We start from the raw sequence: 19,408 nt of genomic DNA on the forward strand, positions 1-19,408 counted from the left end.
CCTGCCCGCGAACTAGACTGTTCGAGTGACTGAAAACGTCGATGTCGTCCTGATCGGCGGTGGCATCATGAGCGCCACCCTGGGTACCCTGCTGCACGAGCTGCAGCCGGACTGGAAGATCGTCGCCTTCGAGCGGCTGTCGGACGTGGCGCAGGAGAGCTCGAATCCCTGGAACAACGCCGGGACCGGGCACGCCGCGCTGTGCGAGCTGAACTACATGCCGCAGCAGGGTGACGCGCCGCTCGACCCCGCCAAGGCGATCTCAATCAACGAGCAGTTCCAGCAGAGCCGCCAGTTCTGGTCCTCCCTCGTCGAGAAGGGCGTGCTGGACGAGCCCTCGACCTTCATCAACGCGACGCCGCACATGACGTTCGTGCGCGGCGAGAAGGACGTGGCGTACCTCAAGAAGCGTTACGAGGTGCTCAAGGAGCAGCCGCTGTTCGCGGGCATCGAGTACAGCGAGGACTCCCGCGTCATCAACCAGTGGGCGCCGTTGCTCATGCAGAAGCGTCGCAAGGGAGAGCCGTTCGCGGCCACACGCGTGCCCGCCGGCACGGACGTCGACTTCGGTGCGCTCACGCATCAGCTCTTCGGCCACCTCCGCGACTCGGGCGTCTCGGTCCGCACGAACCACGAGGTCAAGTCCCTCACGCGTCAGAAGGACGGCACCTGGCTCATCAAGTACCGCACGACGATCGGCCGCACTCCGAATGAGATCAAGGCGAAGTTCGTGTTCGTCGGCGCGGGCGGGTGGGCGCTCAAGCTCCTGCAGAATTCCGGAATCCCTGAGATCAAGGGCTACGGCGTCTTCCCGATCGGTGGACAGTTCCTCAAGACGACCAACCCGAAGATCGTCGCGCAGCACAAGGCCAAGGTCTACTCGCAGGCCTCGGTCGGCGCCCCGCCGATGTCGGTCCCGCACCTCGACACGCGTGTCGTCGACGGCGAGGCCTCGCTCATGTTCGGCCCGTTCGCGACGTTCAGCCCCAAGTTCCTCAAGAACGGGTCGATGCTCGACATCGTCACGCAGGTCCGTCCGCACAACCTCTGGCCGATGCTGCGGGTGGCTTTCGCGAACCCCGACCTCATCACGTACCTCATCAGCGAGCTGATGAAGAATCACCGCAAGAAGGTCGACAGCCTCCGCACCTTCATGCCCACCGCGAAGGACGAGGACTGGACGCTCATCGACGCCGGTCAGCGCGCCCAGGTCATGAAGAAGGACCCGAAGAAGGGCGGCGTGCTCCAGTTCGGAACCGAGGTCGTCGCGGCCGGTGACGGCTCGATCGCGGGCCTCCTCGGTGCGTCGCCCGGCGCCTCCACGGCCGTGCCGATCATGCTCGACCTGCTGAAGAAGTGCTTCCCCGGCGAGTACCCGGGCTGGGAGTCGCAGCTGCGCGAACTCATCCCCACCTTCGGCCGGAAGCTCAACGGTGACGCGGAGCTCGCGGAGGAGTCCACCACCGCCACTGCCGCCGTCCTCGGCATCAACGCCTGACCCGGGACCGTGGCGAAGCTCTACTTCCGCTACGGCGCGATGAACTCGGGCAAGTCGACCGCCCTCCTGCAGGCTGCCTACAACTATGAGGAGCGCGGCCAGCACGTGCTGCTCGCCAAGCCCGCGATCGACACCAAGGGTGCGGGGGAGATCGAGAGCCGCCTCGGGGTCACGCGTCCGGTCGACGTCCTCATCGGACCGGAAGACGACGCCCGCGCGCTCTTCGCGATCCATCGGGAGCGCCTGCGTCGGTCGACGGAGGAGGAGCTCATCCCGACGGGGCCCGTCGACGTGGCCTGCCTGCTCGTCGACGAGGCGCAGTTCCTGATGCCGACCCAGATCGACGACCTCTTCCGGATCGCGGTGGAGGACGGCATCCCGGTGATGGCCTACGGGATCCGCAACGACTTCCGCACGCACGCCTTCCCCGGATCGGCCCGGCTCCTCGCCATCGCGCACTCGCTCGAGGAACTGAAGACGATCTGTCGCTGCGGGCGTAAGGCCGTGTTCAACGGCCGGGTGGTCGGCGGCCGGTTCGTGTTCGACGGCGACCAGGTCGCGATCGACGAGGGCGCCGACGGCTCTTCCTCGCCCGAACTCACGACCTACGAGTCGCTGTGCGGCACCTGCTACCTGGAGGAGTCCGGCGGTCGTCTCGGCTGATCCCACCTCCGACCCACCCCCTTCCGGTCGACCCACCCCTCTGCGCGCGTACGCAAGCGGCCGGGGCGCACGAAAAGGGGTGGGTCGGCGGTGCAGCGGTCCCGCATTGCGTGGTCTGACCACACGCGCTAACCTGTGGTCTGACCACAGGAGGCGGGATGACGGAGCAGCCGGCGCGTGCATGGCGACTCGTGCTCGAGCACATCGAGCGTGATCTGCTCGACGGTCGCCTCGGCCCGGGCGACCGGCTGCCGTCGGAGCGCGACCTCGCCAGCGACCTCGGCGTCGGGCGATCGAGCGTGCGGGAGGCCTTCCGGGTACTCGAGGTGCTCGGGCTCATCCGCACCGCGACCGGCTCCGGCCCCCAGTCGGGCGCCATCGTCATCGCCACCCCCACCGGCGGCATGTCCGCACTCCTGCGGCTCCAGGTGGCCGCGCAGGGCTTCCCGCTCGACGACGTGGTCCGCACGCGTCTCGTGCTGGAGGACGCGGTCGTCGAGGCCATGGCCGCCGCCTCGGACCGCGACACCTCCCGGGCGTACGAGCTGCTCACCGCGATGGATGACGGTGCCCTCACGCCGGCCGAGTTCCTGGCCCTCGATGCGCAGCTGCATCTCTCCCTCGCCGAGGGCAGCGGCAACACGGTCATCGCGGCGATGATGGCGGGGCTCCGTTCCTCCATCGAGTCCTACGTGCTCGCCGGGGCCGCGACCGTCGACGACTGGGATCGGATGGCCGCCCGCCTGCGCTCCGAGCACCGCGCTCTGGTCGCGGCGATCGACGACGGCGACGCCGACACCGCCCGCCGTCTCGTCCGCACCCATATCACCGGCTACTACACCGCCGCGGGTCTCACCCGTGCCATCACACCGCAGAACTGAGAGGCAGAACATGGTCCAGCGCCAGCTCCCCAACCCCGCCGAGCTGTTGGAGCTCATGAAGTTCAAGAAGCCGGAGCTCGACGGGCGCAAGCGGCGCCTCGACGCCGCGCTCACCATCGACGACCTGCGGAAGATCGCCAAGCGCCGCACGCCGAAGGCCGCCTTCGACTACACGGACGGTGCCGCCGAGGGTGAGCTGTCGCTGAGCAGAGCACGCCAGGCGTTCCAGGACGTCGAGTTCCACCCCGGGATCCTCAAGCCGGCCCCGGACGTCGACACGGCCGTCGACATCCTCGGCGGTCCTTCCGCGCTCCCGTTCGGCATCGCGCCGACCGGCTTCACCCGTCTCATGCAGACGGAGGGCGAGGTCGCGGGCGCCGGAGCCGCGGCCGCCGCGGGCATCCCGTTCACCCTGTCCACCCTCGGGACCACGTCGATCGAGGACGTCAAGGCGGCGACGATCCGGGAGCCGCAGGGGCCTGTGCCCGGTCGGAACTGGTTCCAGCTCTACGTGATGCGTGACCGCGAGATCTCCTACGAGCTCGCCCGTCGTGCCGCGGCCGCCGGCTTCGACACCCTGCAGTTCACCGTCGACACCCCGGTCGCCGGTGCCCGTCTCCGTGACAAGCGCAACGGCTTCAGCATCCCGCCGCAGCTCACGCTCGGCACGATCATCAACGCGATCCCGCGGCCGTGGTGGTGGTTCGACTTCCTGACCACCCCGAAGCTGGAGTTCGCGTCGCTGAGCACGACCGGCGGCACCGTGGGCGAGCTCCTCGACGCGGCGATGGATCCGACCATCAGCTACGACGACCTCGCCGTCATCCGCGACATCTGGCCCGGCAAGATCGTCATCAAGGGCGTGCAGAACGTCGAGGACTCCGTGCGCCTGCGCGATGCGGGCGTGGACGGCATCGTCCTGTCGAACCACGGCGGCCGTCAGCTCGACCGCGCGCCCATCCCGTTCCACCTCCTGCCCGAGGTTCGTCGTGCGGTCGGCGACGACTTCACGGTCATGATCGACACCGGGATCATGAACGGCGCCGACATCGTGGCGTCCGTCGCGCTGGGCGCCGACTTCACGCTGATCGGCCGCGCGTACCTCTACGGCCTGATGGCGGGCGGACGGCAGGGCGTCGACCGCACGATCGCCATCCTGCGCAGCGAGATCGAGCGCACGATGCGGCTGCTCGGCGTCGCGTCGCTCGCGGAGCTCGAGCCGGCCCACGTGACCCAGCTCACGCGCCTGGTGCCCGTCTCCCGCGCCGCCGGCGTCGAGGTGCACTGACCCACCTGCACGACCAGGTCACGCCTGCACGACGGGCTCCGCCCTCCCGTCGTGCAGGCGTGCCGAAGTCGTGCGGGCGAGCGTGTCAGACCCGGGTGGAGAGGGTCGGCAGCAGCTCCTGCAGGCGGGCGGCCGTGTCCTCCCAGCCCTCGACGGCCACCGACGGCACTCCGAGCGCGAGGACGGGGTAGTCGTTGCCGCCCTCGTCGAGGCGGTCGCCGTAGAAGAGCATCGCGGTCAGATCGATGCCGGTGTGGGTGGCGAGCTGCCGCATGCCGAACGCCTTGTCGATCCCGGCGCGGGTGATGTCGATCGAGGTCGAGCCGCCCGAACGCACCTCGAGGCCCGGGAGCCGTGCGGCCACGGCATCGCGGAGGGCTCCGCGCTTCGAGCCCGTCGGATCCCACTCGTGCTTCGCGTCGCGCGGCGCCTGCTGACCGAGCGCGGAGAACGTGATCTGCGAGCCGCGGTCTTCCAGGATCTCCCCCCAGGGCTCCGCCTCCCACAGTCCGAGGCGCTCCGCCTCCTCGCGCAGGGCGGTGAGGGCGGCGGTCTTCTCGTCGTCGCTCAGGTCATGCGCGTACACCGCGACGAAGTCGGTGCCGTCATGCCGCAGGTAGCGCGTGCCGCATGTCGGCAGCAGGTGCAGGCGGGCGAGCGCCTCCGGATCGGCATCCGCGAGCTGAGCGACGACCTGCGAGCGGAACTGCGCCTCGTTGCCGCCGGAGATGATCGCGACCTCCACCGACCGCAGCAGCTCACCCAGAAGCGCGGCGATCTGCGGGTCGATCGTGCCCTTGGACGGCGCGAGCGTGTCATCGAGGTCGAAGGCGACGAGAGAGGGCGATGTCATGATGCCTCCACTGTAGGTGTTCGCGGCCGGGAGGACGGTGTGGCGGTGAGCAGCGTGCAGAATATCGCGAGGACGACGCCGATGGTCGCGCCGGTGGAGTTGGCCACGACGTCGCTCACGGTCGCAGCGCGATGGGGGAGGGCGACATACTGCGCGGTCTCGATGGCGAGGGAGAGCGCGGGGCCGACGAGCAGCGTCAGCGGCCACGCACGACGGGGGACGAGCAGGAAGGCGAGGACGCCGACGGGGATGAAGACGGCGATGTTCGCCAGCACCTCGAGGCGCGTGAAGTCCAGGCTCGTCCAGCCGAGCCGCTGGACAGCGCGAAGGAGGAGATCGAGCAGATTGGGCATCGTCTGCTCCACGCGGGCAGGCGTGAGGGTGAGGAGGGCCACCCCGACGAGGAAGGGGAGTCCGAGGGCGACGGCCCACAGGCGCGTCGAACGTCGCGGCGGTGGCAGGAGCCTCCCCATGCGTTCCCCTCTCGCACGACATCCCGATACAGAGAAGGCCGCCCCTGCGGGCGGCCTTCTCGTGTCACTGGTCGGGGTGACAGGATTTGAACCTGCGACCTCTTCGTCCCGAACGAAGCGCGCTACCAAGCTGCGCCACACCCCGTTTTGCAACCCTCCGAGTCTACAGTGAAATGCCTCCAGCACCGAATCGAGCGCTCCCACCCGCGTGGCGGATCCGTCTCGCGGGTCAGGCGCGCGGAGTCAGGGTGAGCAGTGTCGCCTCGGGACGGCACGCGAAGCGGACCGGAGCGTAGATCGAGTGTCCGCAGCCGGCGCTGACGTTCAGGGGTACGGAACGGTCGCCGTGCGTCCAGGTGCTGAGCCCCTTGGCCTGCTTCAGTGGGATGTCGCAGTTGGCCACGATGGCCCCGAAGCCGGGGAGGCAGACCTGCCCGCCGTGCGTGTGCCCGCCGAGGATGGCGTCCGCGCCGAGGTCGACGAAACCGTTGAGCACGCGCTGATACGGCGCGTGCGTGACTCCGAGCACCGGCGTCGCATCCGTTCGGGGGCCCAGCGCCTCGAGGGCCGCAGGCAGCACGTCCAGCCGCTCCCAGTCGCGGTGGGCGTCGTCGACGCCGAACAGGTCGACGGCGGCGCCCCGCACCGTGAGGCGCGTCGCCGTGTTGTTCAGGTCGGCCCAGCCGAGCTCGTCCGTGAAGTAGCGGTCCATCGCTGCCGTGTCGAGCAGCGTGGGCTCGCGGTGCTTCTGCGACGGTCCGGAGAAGTACCGCAGCGGATTCCGGGGGGAGGGGCCGTTGACGTCATTGGAGCCGTGCACGAACACCCCGGGAATACCGGCGAAGGGAGCGAACGCCCGGCGGATGCCCTGCAAGCCCTCTTCGTGCCCGAGGTTGTCGCCCGTGTTGACGATGAGGTCGGGCTTCAGGTCGGCCAGGGACGCGAGCCAGTCCTGCTTCCGGTGCTGCCAGGGCGCCATGTGCGCATCGGAGAGATGCAGGATGCGCAGCGGCGCCGCGCCCGTCGGAAGCGCCTCTGCCGAGACCTCCCGCACCGTGAACAGATACCGCTCGATGCCGATACCCCAGATCGCCGCGGCCGCACCGACGGCCCCCACCGCGCCGAGCGCGATGAGGGCCGGGTGCGCCGCGCGGGACGCGCCTACTTGCACGACACTCGGATCGGCGTGGCCTTCGTGGCCGCGGAGTTCGCAGCGGGGGTCGTCGCGGTCACGGTCGCCCCTTCCGCGTTGCAGGATCCTTCTCGCTCGACCGTCGTGAAGCCGGCGGCGACGAGGGCGGCGTTCGCGTCGGTCGGACTCTGCCCCGTCACGTCGGGGACGGTCGCGCCCTTGCCGTTGCTGGGCGAGATCGTGATCGTGGCTCCGGCAGCCGCCTGACCGGACGGGTTCTGCTCGACGACGATGTTCGTCGCCTTGTCGCTGTCCACGGGGGCGCCCACGGAGACATCGAAACCGGCGCGCTCTAGGGTCGCGGTCGCCTCCTCGACGGTTTGCCCGACGACATCCGGCACGTCGACCCGGATCTGTCGGATGAGGTTGCCGTCCGGCTCCGGGAACCGGTCGCCGCCGTACGCCTGGTTCGCGGCATGCTGCGCGGCCCTCGCGAGGGGGTATCGGACCTCATTGAGCAGGTGACTGCCGGTCCAGACGTTGAACACGTTGTCGTGGTTGCCGTTCGAGCGGCCGGCCCAGACCGCGGTCGCGACCTTGGTGCTGGACTCGATCATCATGGTCGACCACAGGTCGTGTGTCCCGGTCTTGCCGATCAGCGGGGTGCCGTCGAACGGGTTGGCTCGCGCGCCGGTGCCGCCGCCGGCCATGACGCCCTGCAGTGCATAGGCCGCGGTCGCCGCGACCTCCTTCGAGAGCACGCCCTCGGTGCAGGACGCCTTGGGAAGCGGACGCTCCTTGCCCTCGGCGTCGATCACCTTGTCGATCGCGCGGGGCGTGCAGTACGTGCCGCCGCTGGCGACCGTCGCGTAGGCGTTGGCCATCGCGATGGGGGAGATGTTCTTCGGGCCGAGGACGTCGTAGGGGACGTTCTCCTCCGTGACCTTCTCGCCGCTGGCCAGGGTGACGCCCATCTTGTCGGCGACCTTGTTGATCTCGCAGACGTCGAGCTTGGAGGCCATCGCGAAGTACCCGCTGTTGAGCGACTGCGCGGTGAACGTCATCGGCGTCCCCGGATAGCCGCGGCTGCGGCCGAAGTTGCCGATCTTCGCGGTGTCCGTCGACTGCGGGCTGCCGCAGACCGGGATCTGCAGGTTGGTCTGCACGGTTCCGTTCAGGTTCTCCCGCACGGAGTGCCCCTTCTCGAGCCAGTCGATGAGCGTGAAGAGCTTGTAGGTCGACCCGACCTGGAAGCCGCCGGATTTGCCGTACTTCTGGTCACCGGCGAAGACGAGCGACGAGTACTGCTGGTCGGTGGTCGGGGTCTCCGAGAACTTCGTGTTCTGCGTGATGGAGAGGATGCGGCCCGTGCCGACCTCGATCGAGACGCCGGCAGCGCCGAAGTACTTGTTGTCGAAGTTCGCGGGGACGACGTTGGCCATCTCCTCGGCCGCCGGGTCCTGCACGCGGAAGTCCAGCGTGGTGTAGATCTTCAGGCCACCGCGGCGCAGGAGGTCACGGCGCTCCTGGATGTCCGCACCGAACGCCTCGTCGTTCTCGACGATCGACTTCACGTACTGGCAGAAGTACGCGTTGCGGCCGGCGGCCGCGCACCCCTGGGTGGGGACCTTGATGGCGGGCTCGATCGCCGCGGCCTTCGCCTCGTCATGCTGGGCCTGGGTGATCTTGCCGTCGGTGAGCATGCGGCCGAGCACGTAGTCGCGGCGATCCTTGGCGTCCTTGTAGCCGTCCTCAGCGGAGTTGTGCGCGACGCCGTCGTCGGTCGTGTACGTTCCGCTGGGCTTGTCGATGCGGTACGTGTTCGGGTTCTGCACGATGCCGGCGAGCGTCGCCGCCTGGCCGACGGTGAGCTTCGCCGCCGACGTCGAGAAGTAGTAGCGCGCGGCGGCCTCGATCCCGTAGACCGTGCCGCCGAAGTTCGCGATGTTGAGGTACCCGAGGAGGATGTCGTTCTTCGAGTAGTCCTTCTCGATCTGGATGGCGTAGCGCATCTCCTGGAGCTTGCGCTCGATGCCGTCCACACCGGAGGCGTTGGTGGCGTCCTGCCAGCACTGCTGCAGCTCGTCCGCATACGTCTCGGAAGCCGTGTTGACGTTCTGCTCGCACTGCTGGATGCGGACGTTCTTCACGAACTGCTGGCTGATCGTCGAGGCGCCGCGGCTGGAGGTGCCCCGCACGTTGTCGACGAGGGCCTTCACGGTCGCGCCGAGGTTGACGCCGCCGTGGGTGTAGAAGTTCTTGTCCTCACTGGAGAGGATCGCGTCGTAGAGGACCGGTGCGACCTGCTCGTAGGTGACCGGCACGCGGTTCTGCTCGTAGAACGACGCCAGCACGACCGGCTTGCCCTCGGGGTTGGTCGCGTAGATCGTCGACTGCTCCATCGGGGTGTCGACCTTGAGCACCTCGGGCAGCTCATCGAAGATCGTCAGTGCCGTGGAGCCGGCGACGCCGGTCATCGCGAGGACGGGGGTGACGCTGGCGGTGACCAGCAGACCGGCGATGGCGCTCAGTCCGACGAGCCCGACGAGACCGCCGAGCACGCCCTTCACCGTGCGGTTCTTTTGGGGCATACGCTTGATCGTAGGGGAGTTCCCTGAATACCGGCTTTGACGAGCGCGGCCCGGTCTGCCCTGGACGCGCCCTGATCGACAGGAGTGCCATGACCACGTGGGAGTACCTCACCACGCCGCTGCTGATCCACAACACCGCGGCCATCCTCAACAACTGGGGCAAGCAGGGCTGGGAGCTCGTCCAGGTGGTGCAGGGCCCCGAAGGCGGTCTGGTCGCCTACTTCAAGCGCCCCGTGACGACGGACGGCTCGGCCAACGCCGGTCTCGCCGCTGCCGCCGAGGCCTCGCGCCAGTTCGAGGGAGGCCAGGCATGAGCGTCGCCGCCCGTCTCTCCGAGCTCGGCATCGAGCTGCCCGCCGTCGCCGCTCCGGTCGCCGCCTACGTGCCGGCGGTCGTGCACGGCGGACTCGTCTACACGTCGGGCCAGCTCCCGTTCGTCGACGGCGCCCTCCCCGCGACCGGCAAGGTCGGCGCGGAGGTCTCCGCAGAGGACGCGAAGGCGTACGCCAGGACGTGCGCCCTGAACGCGCTCGCCGCGGCCGCCGATGTCGCGGGCGGTGTGGATCGGATCGCCGGTGTGGTCCGCGTCGGCGGCTTCGTCGGCTCTGCGGAGGGCTTCACCGGACAGCCCGCCGTCATCAACGGCGCGAGCGAGGTGCTCGGCGAGATCTTCGGCGAGGAGGGACGGCACGCTCGCGCTGCTGTCGGTGTCGCGGAGCTTCCGCTCGGCAGCCCCGTCGAGGTCGAGGTCACGTTCCGCCTCGCGTAGTCCCCGCGCCCGGCCCGCCGAGACCCCGCGCAAACGTCGAGACCCCCTGCTGCAGACATCTGCAGCAGGGGGTCTCGACGTGAACCCGGGGTCTCGCGTTACTTGACCTGGGCGGAGATGATGCTCATCACGGCGGTGTCGGCGAGCGTCGTGGTGTCACCGACCTCGCGGCCCTCAGCGACGTCGCGCAGCAGGCGTCGCATGATCTTCCCGGAGCGGGTCTTCGGCAGCTCGCCCACGATGTACACGTCGCGGGGACGCGCGATCGCGCCGATCTGCTCGCCCACCCAGAGCCGCAGCTGCTGCGCGAGTCCGGCCGGGTCGTGGGCGGAGAGGTAGCTCTCCTTGATGATGACGAACGCCACGACCGCCTGACCGGTGGTCTCGTCCGATGCGCCGACGACAGCGGCCTCGGCGGTGGCCTCGTGTGCCACGAGGGAGGACTCGATCTCCGCGGTCGACAACCGGTGGCCGGAGACGTTCATCACGTCGTCGACCCGGCCGAGCAGCCAGAGGTCGCCGTCCTCGTCGAGGCGGGCGCCGTCGCCGGCGAAGTAGTAGCCCTTGTCCTCGAACTTCTCCCAGTACGTCTCGCGGAAGCGCTCGGGGTCGCCCCAGATGCCGCGCAGCATGCTCGGCCAGGGCTCCGTGACCACGAGGAGACCGCCGTTGCCGTTACCGACCTCGACGCCCTGCTCGTCCACCACGTCGATCGAGATGCCCGGCAGCGGCACCTGCGCGGAGCCCGGCTTCGTGGCGGTCACGCCGGGGAGGGCGGACACCATGATCGCGCCGGTCTCGGTCTGCCACCAGGTGTCGACGATGGGGGCAGTGCCGGCGCCGATGACCTCGCGGTACCACATCCACGCCTCGGGGTTGATGGGCTCTCCGACCGAGCCGAGCAGACGCAGCGACGACAGGTCGAACTTCTGCGGGACGCTCCGGCCGATCTTCATGAAGGAGCGGATCGCGGTCGGGGCCGTGTAGAAGATCGAGACCTTGTACTTCTCGATGAGCTCCCACCAGCGGCCCGGGTGCGGGGTGTCCGGGGTGCCTTCGTACAGCACCTGGGTCGCGCCGTTGGCGAGGGGTCCGTAGGTGACGTAGCTGTGTCCGGTGATCCAGCCGATGTCGGCGGTGCACCAGTAGACGTCGGTCTCCGGCTTCAGGTCGAAGACGTTCTTGTGCGAGTACGCCGCCTGGGTGAGGTAGCCGCCGGAGGTGTGCAGAATGCCCTTCGGCTTCCCCGTCGTGCCCGAGGTGTAGAGGATGAAGAGCGGGTTCTCGGACGGGAAGGCCTGGGCGGTGTGGTCGGCCGAGGCCGCGGGAACGACGTCGTGCCACCACAGGTCGCGACCGTCCGTCCACTCCACGTCGTTCTCGCCGCGCTTGACCACGAGCACGTGCTCGACGGTCTGCTGCTCGCCCTCGCCGCGGTCGGCCAGGGCCTGGTCGACCGCAGGCTTCAGCGCCGAGACGCGGCCCTTGCGGTAGCCGCCGTCCGCGGTGATGACGAGCTTGGCGCCGGCGTCGTCGATCCGGGAGCGCAGGCTGTCCGCGCTGAAGCCGCCGAAGACGACCGAGTGGATCGCGCCGACGCGGGCCACGGCGAGCATCGCGGCGATCGCCTCCGGGATCATCGGCAGGTAGATCGCGACCCGGTCGCCCTGACCGATGCCGAGCCCCTCGAGCACGTTCGCGACGCGCTTGACCTCATCGGTCAGCTCGGCGTAGGTGATGCGACGGCTGTCCCCGGGCTCGCCCTCCCAGTACAGCGCGACGCGGTCGCCGTTGCCGGCCTCGACGTGACGGTCGAGGCAGTTGTACGCGACGTTGAGCTCGCCGTCGTCGAACCACTTGGCGAAGGGCGGGTTGCTCCAATCGAGGACCTGCGTGAAGGGCTTGTGCCAGTGCACGAGCTCGCGTGACTGGTCGGCCCAGAAGCCCTCGCGGTCCGCGGCTGCGCGCTCGTAGAGCTCCTGCGAGGCGACGGATTGGGCGGCGAACTCCTCCGACGGCGCGAAGCGCCGGGTCTCGTCGAGAAGGTGATCGATCTGACTGCTCATCGGCAGGCGCTCCTTTGCGGCGTTCGGGTCATGCAGGCATGGCCGCAGGGGGAGTGCGACCAGGTCAGGGCGAATCTATCCCCGCCCCTGACCGCCGAATACTGCCGAAAGTCGGTACTCGGATGGGTTTTGTCAGGACGGTCGCCTTGCGTACACTCGACGACAGCCGAAATCTCATTCCGGCCCTGGCGCGCCCGATTCCCCCGATCGAGAGCCGCCGTGGGCGGCATCTCATTCCCCCCGTGAGGTGCCGCCCTTTCTCATGGGAGCGCTCTCTCCGGTTCGATGCCCTCCGCCCGCTCCTCCACTGCGGATCGGTCCGTGGGGTTGTGCACATCCTCTGTGAGCGCCCACGCACGTCCGCTGGCTGAGGTCCGCAGGCCGCCTAGCGTCGCCGTATGCCCGATCGATTCGTCATCCACCCGCGGCCCTCAGGGCCCACGGATCCGGTGCGCGCCCCGCAGGAGGCGCTCCGGAACGAGCCGGCGTTCGCTCCGCTCGCCGCCTTCCTCGACGAGGACGTCACGGACCTGTTCGTGAACGGCGCGGACACGCTGTTCGTGGACCGGGGAAGCGGCGCGGAGCGCGTGCCGTCCTGGCGCGCCACTGAGCGCGAAGTCCGTGACCTCGCCGTCGCCCTCGTGGCCCTCGGCGGCCGCCATCTCGATGACCAGACGCCGTGCGTCGATGTGCGGCTCGGTTCCGGGGTGCGCGTGCATACCGCATTGGCCCCTATCGCGGCGCAGGGCACCGCCATCTCTATCCGGGTTCCTCGCGTACACGTGGCTGACCTCGACGCCCTGGCGGAACGCGGTGCCTTCGACGCCCGGCAGCAGCGATGGCTCGGCGGACTCGTGCGCGACCGGGCGAACCTCCTCCTCACCGGGGGGACCGGAACCGGAAAGACGACGCTGCTGTCGGCGCTCCTTTCCGCCGCCCCACCCGGTGAGCGGATCGTCACCATCGAAGACGTGGCGGAGCTCAGACCCCGGCATCCGCACCACGTGGCGCTGGAGGCGCGTCAGGCCAACCTGGAAGGAGCGGGTGGGATCGATCTCGCGCGGCTGGTGCGGGAGTCCCTGCGGATGCGACCGGATCGGCTCGTGGTGGGAGAGTGCCGGGGCGAGGAGGTACGAGAACTCCTCACTGCTCTCAACACCGGACACGACGGCGGGGCCGGCACACTGCACGCGAGCGGCCTGGCCGACGTGCCGGCGCGGCTGGAGGCGCTGGGAGCGCTCGCCGGTATGGACGCGGTGGCCCTCGGGCGTCAGGCGGTGAGCGCGTTCACCATGGTGCTCCATCTCGAGCGGGCGCCGGGCGGGACGCGGCGACTCGCGAAGGCCGGCCGGCTCGTGATGGCGGCGGATCGTCTCGCGATCGAGGAGGTGCAGCCGTGGTGAGGCTCGTCGCGCACGCACCGTCGGCGGAGCAGGGATCCGACGTCGCCGATTCCGTGCAGACGCTCGCGGTGCTGCTCCAGGCCGGCGCGGTCCCGCTCGTCGCCTGGCGTCATCTGGCGAGCACCGGAGACCCGGTGGCCGTGGCGGTGCTGGCACGAACGGAAAAGGGTGTGCCGTTGGTCTCCGCGATCGAGGAGCAGGGCGGGATGTGGACGGAGTTGGCGGCGGCGTGGGAGATCGCCACCACCGTCGGGGCCCCACTGGCCGATGTGCTGCGCTCGATCGCCGAGGCTCTGCGCGACGCCGCATCCGCGGCTGACGACGTGCGGGTCGCGCTCGCCGAGCCTGCGGGCACGGCGCGCCTGCTGCTCTGGATGCCGTTGGCCGGTCTGCTGCTCGGCGTCGCGCTGGGATTCGACGCCTGGGGCGTCATCGTCGGGAACCCTCTGGGGGCCGCCTGCGTCGTCACCGGTCTGCTGCTCGTCGTCCTCGCCCGGCTCTGGACGCAGGCTCTGCTGCGCCGCGCGCGGCCGCAGCCGGGGACCCCGGGGATGGCTGCGGAGCTCGTGGGGGTGGCGTTGGCGGGAGGCGCACCGATCGACCGCGCTGTCGAACTGGTGGCAGAGACGAGGGTGGTCGATGCGGCCGGACGCGACCGTGTGCAAGAGGTGCTCGATCTCTCCCGTGCGGCCGGCGTCCCCGCCGTCGAGCTCCTCCGCGCGACCGCGGCGCAGGACCGGCACCGTGCACGGGTCCACGGTCGTCTTCGCGCTGCTTGGCTCTCCACGCGCCTGCTGCTTCCGCTCGGCGTCTGCACACTGCCGGCGTTCCTCCTGCTCGGCGTGGCACCGCTGCTGCTCAGCGTGTTCGCCGCCACACCGCTGCCGACCTGACGACCCCCTCCACACCGATGAAGAAAGAGGTACCGAAGATGAATGACACCCTTCCCACCCTGAACCGACGCCGCGCCCTCGCTCTCTTCGGGGACGACACCGGCGCGGCGACCGCCGAGTACGCCATCACCACGATCGTCCGACATAGCGGAGTTACTCGGGACCGGGAAGCTCGGCATCGGACGAGGGCCCGAGTCACCGTTTCTGCCGCCCGAACCGCCACCGCGCCCCTCGTCGCCCCACAGACCGGGGTCCAACACACCCGATACGCTCAAACCCTCGGGGTGTGCCACCCGGTTCGCGTCGGCCACGATCTGCCCGGTCATCTGGACTCGGACCCGGAGGATCTCGTACACCTGTCGGCGCTGGTCCTCACTCAGTCGATCCAGGTTGCCGCGTGCCCGCTCGGCGAGTGCCGCGAGGTCTCGGAGCACCTCGCCCTTGGCGTGCACCGATGACGCCAGCGCCCGATATCCCTCCCGACGCTCCCTGAGCCCCACAAGGTCGCGTTCGACCTGTGCGAGCGCCTCGCGGATCGGTGCCGGATTGTCGGCCAGCAAGATCTCGCGGGCGGCGTTCGCCTGGGCGCGTTCCAGCTTCTCAATCTGCCGCTCCACGGCCGCCAGGAGCGTCGCGTCCTGCGAACCGTCGCCCGGCTCGGTGGGAAGTTCGAGGTACTGCCGGGCCATGGCCTCCAGCCGTGCCGGATCCGACAGGAAACCGACCACAGCCGCCCAGACGCGCGACTCCAGTGGCTCCCACGCCACCTGCGTACACGTGCACTTCGTGTCCCCGGCCAGGTGTCGCCGACCTGTGCAACGCATCACCGGGGCTTTGCCCTTGATCGTCACGCCGTAGTAGGGGCGACCGCACTCCCCGTAGACCTGGCCAGTGAGCGGCCGGGAGATCGGCGATGCGGCCTTGCCGCGATTCGATCGGCTCGCCAGCGCCCGAACGATAGCCCGGTGCTGGGATGCCGTGAACGGGGGCTCCGGAAGCTCGATACGGATCGGCTTGCCGTAGCGGGGCGTGCCATCACGTTTGATCTTGGTCTTGTGGCTTCTTGGGTACAGCCCGCCACTGGTCGGCGCACCCCATATGAGCACTCCTGAGGTCAGTGTCTCGTTGGCCAGCACCCGACGGAGGGACTCGGGGTTCCAGGCGTCGGCCTTGCGGGGTTTCATCCCGGCGTCGTTGAGTCGAGCAGCGACCTGGAAGGCATTCATCCGCTGCGTGACCAGCAACCGGTAAGCCTCCACCAGCACCTGCCGTTCCCGCTCGTCGGAGACCGGGTGAGCTGTGCGCTTGTGGCCTTCGAGCCGCCACCCGAACGGCGGGTGCCCACCGGGCCAAAGACCGGCCTCGCCCTTGGCCCGCTGACCGCGTGCAGTCTTCTCGACGATCGAGTCTCGGTCCATCTGGGCGAATGACGAGAACACGCCCGCCATGCCGCGACCGGCCGAAGTCGTGGTGTCGATGAACGACTCTTGGACGGACACGAAGGCCACGTCAAGCTCGGTCAGATCCTCGATAGCCTTCGCCGAGATCCATTGTTTGCGGGACAACCGCGTCATGTTGAGCGCTACGAGCACTTCGTATTCGCCCTTGGCGGCATCGCGGAGCGCCTCAGTCAACGCTGGGCGGTTTTCTACCGTGCCGGACACGCCCCTGTCGGCGTACACCTTGCCGGTGAACTCCCATCCGCGCGCCTCGATCAGGGCGCGGCAGAGCCGCTCTTGATCAGCCAGGGAGGTGCCGTCCACCTGCTCCTCGGTGGACACGCGGGTGAGGACTGATGCGCGCTTAGCAGTCATGAGAACCTCCGGCCTTCGGCGCATGCCTTACATTCGGCGCTGCCAGGAGCGAACGCCGACGGGGCTTTGGCGCGGCCACACGTGCGGCAAACCTTCGGGTCAAACACGGTTACTTCGGTCATGCTCCGAGCCTTTCGAGGTCGGTCGCGTCCTGAGTGATCGCGAGAGCTTGGGCGAGCGGGATCTCGTCGTCCAGGGTGAGGTCCGGGTCGTGCAGTTCCGCGGCCCGGCCAAGGTGCAACCGAAGTTCCCGGAGATTCTTGACCGTCTGGGCGGGGTCGATCGGACCCTGGGAGACCATGGTCGCCACGATGAACTCGTCGAGGGTGAGGCGTTCAGGCATGCTCATTTGGTTTCCTTCCTTCGATCCCGATTGGTGTCCGCGATGCACGATCGACACCAGGACTGTCGAAGCTCGCCGTTCTTGCGGCGGCGGGCGAAATCCCCGACCGGTCGCTGCTGGTGGCAATGTGGGCAGAACTTTGTTTCGTGCATCGGCGAGTCGGTGCCGTTCCACCGGCCGTGCTCCTCGGGGATCATTTCGCCGCCGCCTTCACGTCAGCCTCGACCTGCTTGATCACGAGCCGCTCGGCGGCGCGGGTGAACTTCGCCCGGAGCGCCTCACTCGGGAGCTTCTTCGACTCAGCATTGATGAGTGCCTTGGTGACCTTGCGGCCGTCCGCGTGCTCGTTGACGAGCCCCTGGAGGAGCACTGAAACCGCTCGGGCATCGTGCCCCGGACGGAAGATCGCTTTGGGGCCGACAGGCTCGTTGCAGGTACCGCACGCGCAGGTGTTGACGGGGACTTCGGTGACGATGGCCTTGGTGCTCATGTTGGGGTATCCAATCTGTATCCTGAACTGGGATTTCCTTGCCCTGTTTTCAAGAAAATCATGCCGAAAATCACGCCACAATTCCTGCTTCCCACTCGGACTACCCCGCCTCAAAGAAGCGGGCGAGCTTCGCCCCGAGGCGTTCGGAGTGCACCAGCTCGGCGAGGGCCTCATCGACCGACATGCGACCCGACCGCACAGCATCGAGCAACGTGCTCAGATGCTGGCTGTCATGCCCGGGAAGGTAGCGGGCCTTCTTCGGCTGCTCGCCACAGCCGCACAAGCACGCGGGCCGGTCGCCCGCCAGATGTCGGACCCCGAGCGCCTGTGTCGGGTCGTGGGGCTTCCTCGCCGGGTCGCTCGTCACGCCCGCCCACGTACCAGCGACAGGTCGCCCGAGCACCCGGTACCGCTCGCATAACGCCAAGACCGGGCAATCCAGGCATCGGTCCGAGGCGACCTGCTGGTCGTCGTAGTCGTCCGAAGTCCACGCCTCGCCACCCGGGGCCTGGCATGGCACCTCCTGCCTGCGCTCATGCGCCAACAGCAGCGCCCGGTTGAGTTCGGCGAATGCCCATCCGGCCTCATCGTTCACGCCGAGCATGGCCGCGAGCTCCCGCTCGGCCTTTCGGGTGTCCGCGGCGGTGCTCCCTGGGTTCTCCCATGGGCTCGTGGGCACCAGGACGGCCTGGAGCAGTGGAGCGGTCGGAGAGGTCACGGGAGAAGCGGCAACCGAAAGCGGGGCGGACCTGCTCAATGCGAACCCTGTCATGCCTACGCCGCCTGTCGCCGAGCCTGATCCGCCAGCACTGCTGGGCTAGTGGCTTGCGCGAAGCGGAATCTCATGTCGTTCTCCTGTCATCGCTTGGGGGCGCAGGCGACCCCACCATGCGCGACTACGCCGCACAATCCACCACGCCGAGGGGAATGTCGTACGGGCACGGTACATTGACGCTCATGTGGCTTTTCATCGAAGGACAAACCGACCCCATCCCAGGTGCGGAGAAGGTGCAAGGTGAGGCGGTCGGCCACTACTGGTACAACCTCAACACCGGCGCGAAGGTCTTCCTGACCGCGGACGACGAGGCTGACTCCGACCAGAAGACCGGCCAGCTGCGCGTCTGGGCCACTGCCCCAGGAGGCGAAGTTCCTATCGAGGTCACCCGACCGCTTACTCACAGGGACTGGCGGTACGTCGAGTCGAAGAGTGTGGACAAGAACTACGACGGCATTCTCATAGCCGCCGCAGCCAAGCTCAGCGAGGTGCTGGTGCCCGAAGGAGCGTAGCCGCCGGGAGCGAAGTCGATCGATGGTCAACTGCGTTCCGTTCTCCGGGAATCATGACTCGTCCAGATCGTCAGGCGCGATCGAGAACTGCCGGAATGCATCCTCACGCACCCAGGCGTCGATGAGGTCGCGGTGGGACTCGTTGAGCCAGAGCAGTCCGTCGCGGTATTCGACCGGACCGCCCACCCCAGCGATTCGACCGAGGTCATGCATCACTGACGCCGTGGAGTACCAATCGGCCTGGTAGTCGATCATGCCGCTCTCGATCATCCGTTCTCGCCGGAAGCCGATAATCTCAGGGATCGGAAGCGGACCTAGCCGGAGCCATGCGGCGATCTCGGGTGCGCGCTTCGCGTCGGCGACGTCCTTCGACAGCTGTGCGGCGTTCGGCCAGTTGTTGGGTGACTCGTTCATTCTTGTGCCTCCTCAGGCATTTGGTGGTGGTGGAACCCGGCGGCTGACGCGGGCGTCCGGGCGGGACGCTGCCAGCCGCCGGGGGTCTAGTGGTCTGTTTCCTCGTCGGACGCCGGGGCGACACCGCGTTGCTCGCCGAAGCGATACCGAGCCAGTTGGTGGTGCGCCTTACAAAGCCCGTTCCGGTGAGCCGTCCGCGCGCAGACGGCGACCCAGCAAGTCGCCTCTGGCGCGATGATCGCCGGGGCCGACGCCACCTCAACGGCGTGCGCAGGGAGCCATTTCGCGAGAGACACCCCAGCCCGACGCGCAACGCCCCAGAATGCCGTGTAGTGCCTCAAGCAGAGCCCGAGCGAATGCACTGCACGACGGCACGCCCCGACCCGACAGCCGGGAGGTTCCCCCTTGACGGTGGGCCAGGTGCGAACCTCGGCGGCATGAGGGGCTAGCCAGGGCGGAATCTGAAACTGCGGGGCCTTGACGTTCATGCGAGGGTCTCCTTCGCGTGTGAGGACCGGCGAGAGCCGAGAAGGTTGCTGTGGGTGGTGGT

Annotated in this window: 18 protein-coding genes, 1 tRNA gene and 1 pseudogene; 9 read left to right on the forward strand and 11 right to left on the reverse strand. The window is 68.6% G+C overall.

Annotated features, from left to right (window positions below; all coding sequences use genetic code 11):
• Window positions 1–25: 25 nt before the first annotated feature.
• The 4 genes from ACIGJI_RS11535 (at window position 26) to ACIGJI_RS11550 (ending at window position 4,330) form a co-directional block, all read left to right on the forward strand.
• Window positions 26–1,498 (forward strand): malate:quinone oxidoreductase, encoded by a 1,473-nt coding sequence (locus ACIGJI_RS11535; RefSeq protein ID WP_187662160.1) that lies wholly within the window; start codon window positions 26–28, stop codon window positions 1,496–1,498.
• Window positions 1,499–1,507: 9 nt separating this feature from the next.
• On the forward strand, window positions 1,508–2,161 hold the full coding sequence (locus tag ACIGJI_RS11540) for a thymidine kinase (RefSeq protein ID WP_363446838.1): 654 nt from the start codon (window positions 1,508–1,510) through the stop codon (window positions 2,159–2,161).
• Window positions 2,162–2,319: 158 nt separating this feature from the next.
• Window positions 2,320–3,042 carry an FCD domain-containing protein gene (locus ACIGJI_RS11545; RefSeq protein ID WP_363446840.1) on the forward strand — a complete coding sequence of 241 codons (723 nt, stop codon included), beginning with the start codon at window positions 2,320–2,322 and terminating at the stop codon, window positions 3,040–3,042.
• A gap of 10 nt (window positions 3,043–3,052) precedes the next feature.
• On the forward strand, window positions 3,053–4,330 hold the full coding sequence (locus tag ACIGJI_RS11550) for an alpha-hydroxy acid oxidase (protein ID WP_268776719.1): 1,278 nt from the start codon (window positions 3,053–3,055) through the stop codon (window positions 4,328–4,330).
• Window positions 4,331–4,415: 85 nt separating this feature from the next.
• Here the strand turns inward: ACIGJI_RS11550 and ACIGJI_RS11555 are convergent, their stop codons facing one another.
• From ACIGJI_RS11555 to ACIGJI_RS11575, 5 genes are all read right to left on the reverse strand, one after another.
• On the reverse strand, window positions 4,416–5,183 hold the full coding sequence (locus ACIGJI_RS11555; RefSeq protein WP_363446843.1) for an HAD-IIB family hydrolase: 768 nt from the start codon (window positions 5,181–5,183) through the stop codon (window positions 4,416–4,418).
• Entirely contained in the window at window positions 5,180–5,656 is a 477-nt protein-coding gene (locus tag ACIGJI_RS11560) for a VanZ family protein (RefSeq protein WP_268776721.1), read from the reverse strand. Before ACIGJI_RS11560 ends, ACIGJI_RS11555 begins: the two co-directional genes overlap by 4 nt.
• Before the next feature lie 68 nt (window positions 5,657–5,724).
• A tRNA-Pro gene (locus ACIGJI_RS11565) sits at window positions 5,725–5,801 on the reverse strand.
• 84 nt (window positions 5,802–5,885) lie between these two features.
• Entirely contained in the window at window positions 5,886–6,827 is a 942-nt protein-coding gene (locus ACIGJI_RS11570) for a metallophosphoesterase (RefSeq protein ID WP_187662154.1), read from the reverse strand.
• Window positions 6,818–9,379, reverse strand: coding sequence for a transglycosylase domain-containing protein (locus tag ACIGJI_RS11575; RefSeq protein WP_363446845.1), 2,562 nt, complete (start codon window positions 9,377–9,379; stop codon window positions 6,818–6,820). Before ACIGJI_RS11575 ends, ACIGJI_RS11570 begins: the two co-directional genes overlap by 10 nt.
• 89 nt (window positions 9,380–9,468) lie before the next feature.
• Here ACIGJI_RS11575 and ACIGJI_RS11580 point away from each other — a divergent pair, with 89 nt between their 5' ends.
• Entirely contained in the window at window positions 9,469–9,693 is a 225-nt protein-coding gene (locus ACIGJI_RS11580) for a hypothetical protein (protein ID WP_060921874.1), read from the forward strand.
• Window positions 9,690–10,148, forward strand: coding sequence for a RidA family protein (locus tag ACIGJI_RS11585; RefSeq protein ID WP_187662153.1), 459 nt, complete (start codon window positions 9,690–9,692; stop codon window positions 10,146–10,148). The genes ACIGJI_RS11580 and ACIGJI_RS11585 overlap by 4 nt, the downstream gene beginning before the upstream one ends.
• A gap of 98 nt (window positions 10,149–10,246) precedes the next feature.
• Here ACIGJI_RS11585 and acs read toward each other — a convergent pair whose 3' ends face one another.
• A complete protein-coding gene (acs, locus tag ACIGJI_RS11590; RefSeq protein WP_187662152.1) occupies window positions 10,247–12,214 on the reverse strand; it encodes an acetate--CoA ligase in 1,968 nt (655 codons plus the stop codon).
• Between the two features lie 398 nt (window positions 12,215–12,612).
• Between acs and ACIGJI_RS11595 the strand changes: the two genes are divergently transcribed.
• Complete coding sequence (locus ACIGJI_RS11595; RefSeq protein WP_280568348.1) at window positions 12,613–13,617, forward strand: TadA family conjugal transfer-associated ATPase; 1,005 nt, start codon at window positions 12,613–12,615, stop codon at window positions 13,615–13,617.
• Entirely contained in the window at window positions 13,611–14,510 is a 900-nt protein-coding gene (locus ACIGJI_RS11600) for a type II secretion system F family protein (RefSeq protein ID WP_363447768.1), read from the forward strand. Before ACIGJI_RS11595 ends, ACIGJI_RS11600 begins: the two co-directional genes overlap by 7 nt.
• Window positions 14,511–15,247: 737 nt before the next feature.
• Here the strand turns inward: ACIGJI_RS11600 and ACIGJI_RS11605 are convergent.
• The 4 genes and pseudogenes from ACIGJI_RS11605 to ACIGJI_RS11620 form a co-directional block, all read right to left on the reverse strand.
• Window positions 15,248–16,348: pseudogene (locus ACIGJI_RS11605) on the reverse strand (recombinase family protein); the annotation flags it as partial.
• A gap of 94 nt (window positions 16,349–16,442) precedes the next feature.
• Window positions 16,443–16,673, reverse strand: a complete 231-nt coding sequence (locus tag ACIGJI_RS11610) for a hypothetical protein (RefSeq protein WP_366244040.1) — start codon at window positions 16,671–16,673, stop codon at window positions 16,443–16,445.
• A 187-nt stretch (window positions 16,674–16,860) separates the two neighbouring features.
• Window positions 16,861–17,157 (reverse strand): hypothetical protein, encoded by a 297-nt coding sequence (locus ACIGJI_RS11615; RefSeq protein ID WP_366244038.1) that lies wholly within the window; start codon window positions 17,155–17,157, stop codon window positions 16,861–16,863.
• A gap of 100 nt (window positions 17,158–17,257) precedes the next feature.
• Window positions 17,258–17,875 (reverse strand): hypothetical protein, encoded by a 618-nt coding sequence (locus ACIGJI_RS11620; RefSeq protein ID WP_366244036.1) that lies wholly within the window; start codon window positions 17,873–17,875, stop codon window positions 17,258–17,260.
• A 170-nt stretch (window positions 17,876–18,045) separates the two neighbouring features.
• Between ACIGJI_RS11620 and ACIGJI_RS11625 the strand changes: the two genes are divergently transcribed.
• A complete protein-coding gene (locus ACIGJI_RS11625) occupies window positions 18,046–18,444 on the forward strand; it encodes a hypothetical protein (RefSeq protein ID WP_396667028.1) in 399 nt (132 codons plus the stop codon).
• A gap of 51 nt (window positions 18,445–18,495) precedes the next feature.
• Here ACIGJI_RS11625 and ACIGJI_RS11630 read toward each other — a convergent pair whose 3' ends face one another.
• Entirely contained in the window at window positions 18,496–18,858 is a 363-nt protein-coding gene (locus ACIGJI_RS11630) for a hypothetical protein (protein ID WP_366244032.1), read from the reverse strand.
• Window positions 18,859–19,408 lie beyond the last annotated feature (550 nt).

The organism is Microbacterium sp. NPDC064978 (assembly GCF_044543605.1).
In the GTDB taxonomy this organism is placed as follows: domain Bacteria; phylum Actinomycetota; class Actinomycetes; order Actinomycetales; family Microbacteriaceae; genus Microbacterium; species Microbacterium meiriae.

Coding starts and splice junctions, on each gene's coding strand:
- ACIGJI_RS11585 (WP_187662153.1), top strand. CDS start 9,690: ATGAGCGTCGCCGCCCGTCTCTCCGAGCTCGGCATCGAGCTGCCCGCC.
- ACIGJI_RS11580 (WP_060921874.1), top strand. CDS start 9,469: ATGACCACGTGGGAGTACCTCACCACGCCGCTGCTGATCCACAACACC.
- ACIGJI_RS11630 (WP_366244032.1), bottom strand. CDS start 18,858: ATGAACGAGTCACCCAACAACTGGCCGAACGCCGCACAGCTGTCGAAG.
- ACIGJI_RS11610 (WP_366244040.1), bottom strand. CDS start 16,673: ATGAGCATGCCTGAACGCCTCACCCTCGACGAGTTCATCGTGGCGACC.
- ACIGJI_RS11575 (WP_363446845.1), bottom strand. CDS start 9,379: ATGCCCCAAAAGAACCGCACGGTGAAGGGCGTGCTCGGCGGTCTCGTC.
- ACIGJI_RS11555 (WP_363446843.1), bottom strand. CDS start 5,183: ATGACATCGCCCTCTCTCGTCGCCTTCGACCTCGATGACACGCTCGCG.
- ACIGJI_RS11545 (WP_363446840.1), top strand. CDS start 2,320: ATGACGGAGCAGCCGGCGCGTGCATGGCGACTCGTGCTCGAGCACATC.
- ACIGJI_RS11550 (WP_268776719.1), top strand. CDS start 3,053: ATGGTCCAGCGCCAGCTCCCCAACCCCGCCGAGCTGTTGGAGCTCATG.
- ACIGJI_RS11615 (WP_366244038.1), bottom strand. CDS start 17,157: ATGAGCACCAAGGCCATCGTCACCGAAGTCCCCGTCAACACCTGCGCG.
- ACIGJI_RS11560 (WP_268776721.1), bottom strand. CDS start 5,656: ATGGGGAGGCTCCTGCCACCGCCGCGACGTTCGACGCGCCTGTGGGCC.
- ACIGJI_RS11595 (WP_280568348.1), top strand. CDS start 12,613: ATGCCCGATCGATTCGTCATCCACCCGCGGCCCTCAGGGCCCACGGAT.
- acs (WP_187662152.1), bottom strand. CDS start 12,214: ATGAGCAGTCAGATCGATCACCTTCTCGACGAGACCCGGCGCTTCGCG.
- ACIGJI_RS11625 (WP_396667028.1), top strand. CDS start 18,046: ATGCGCGACTACGCCGCACAATCCACCACGCCGAGGGGAATGTCGTAC.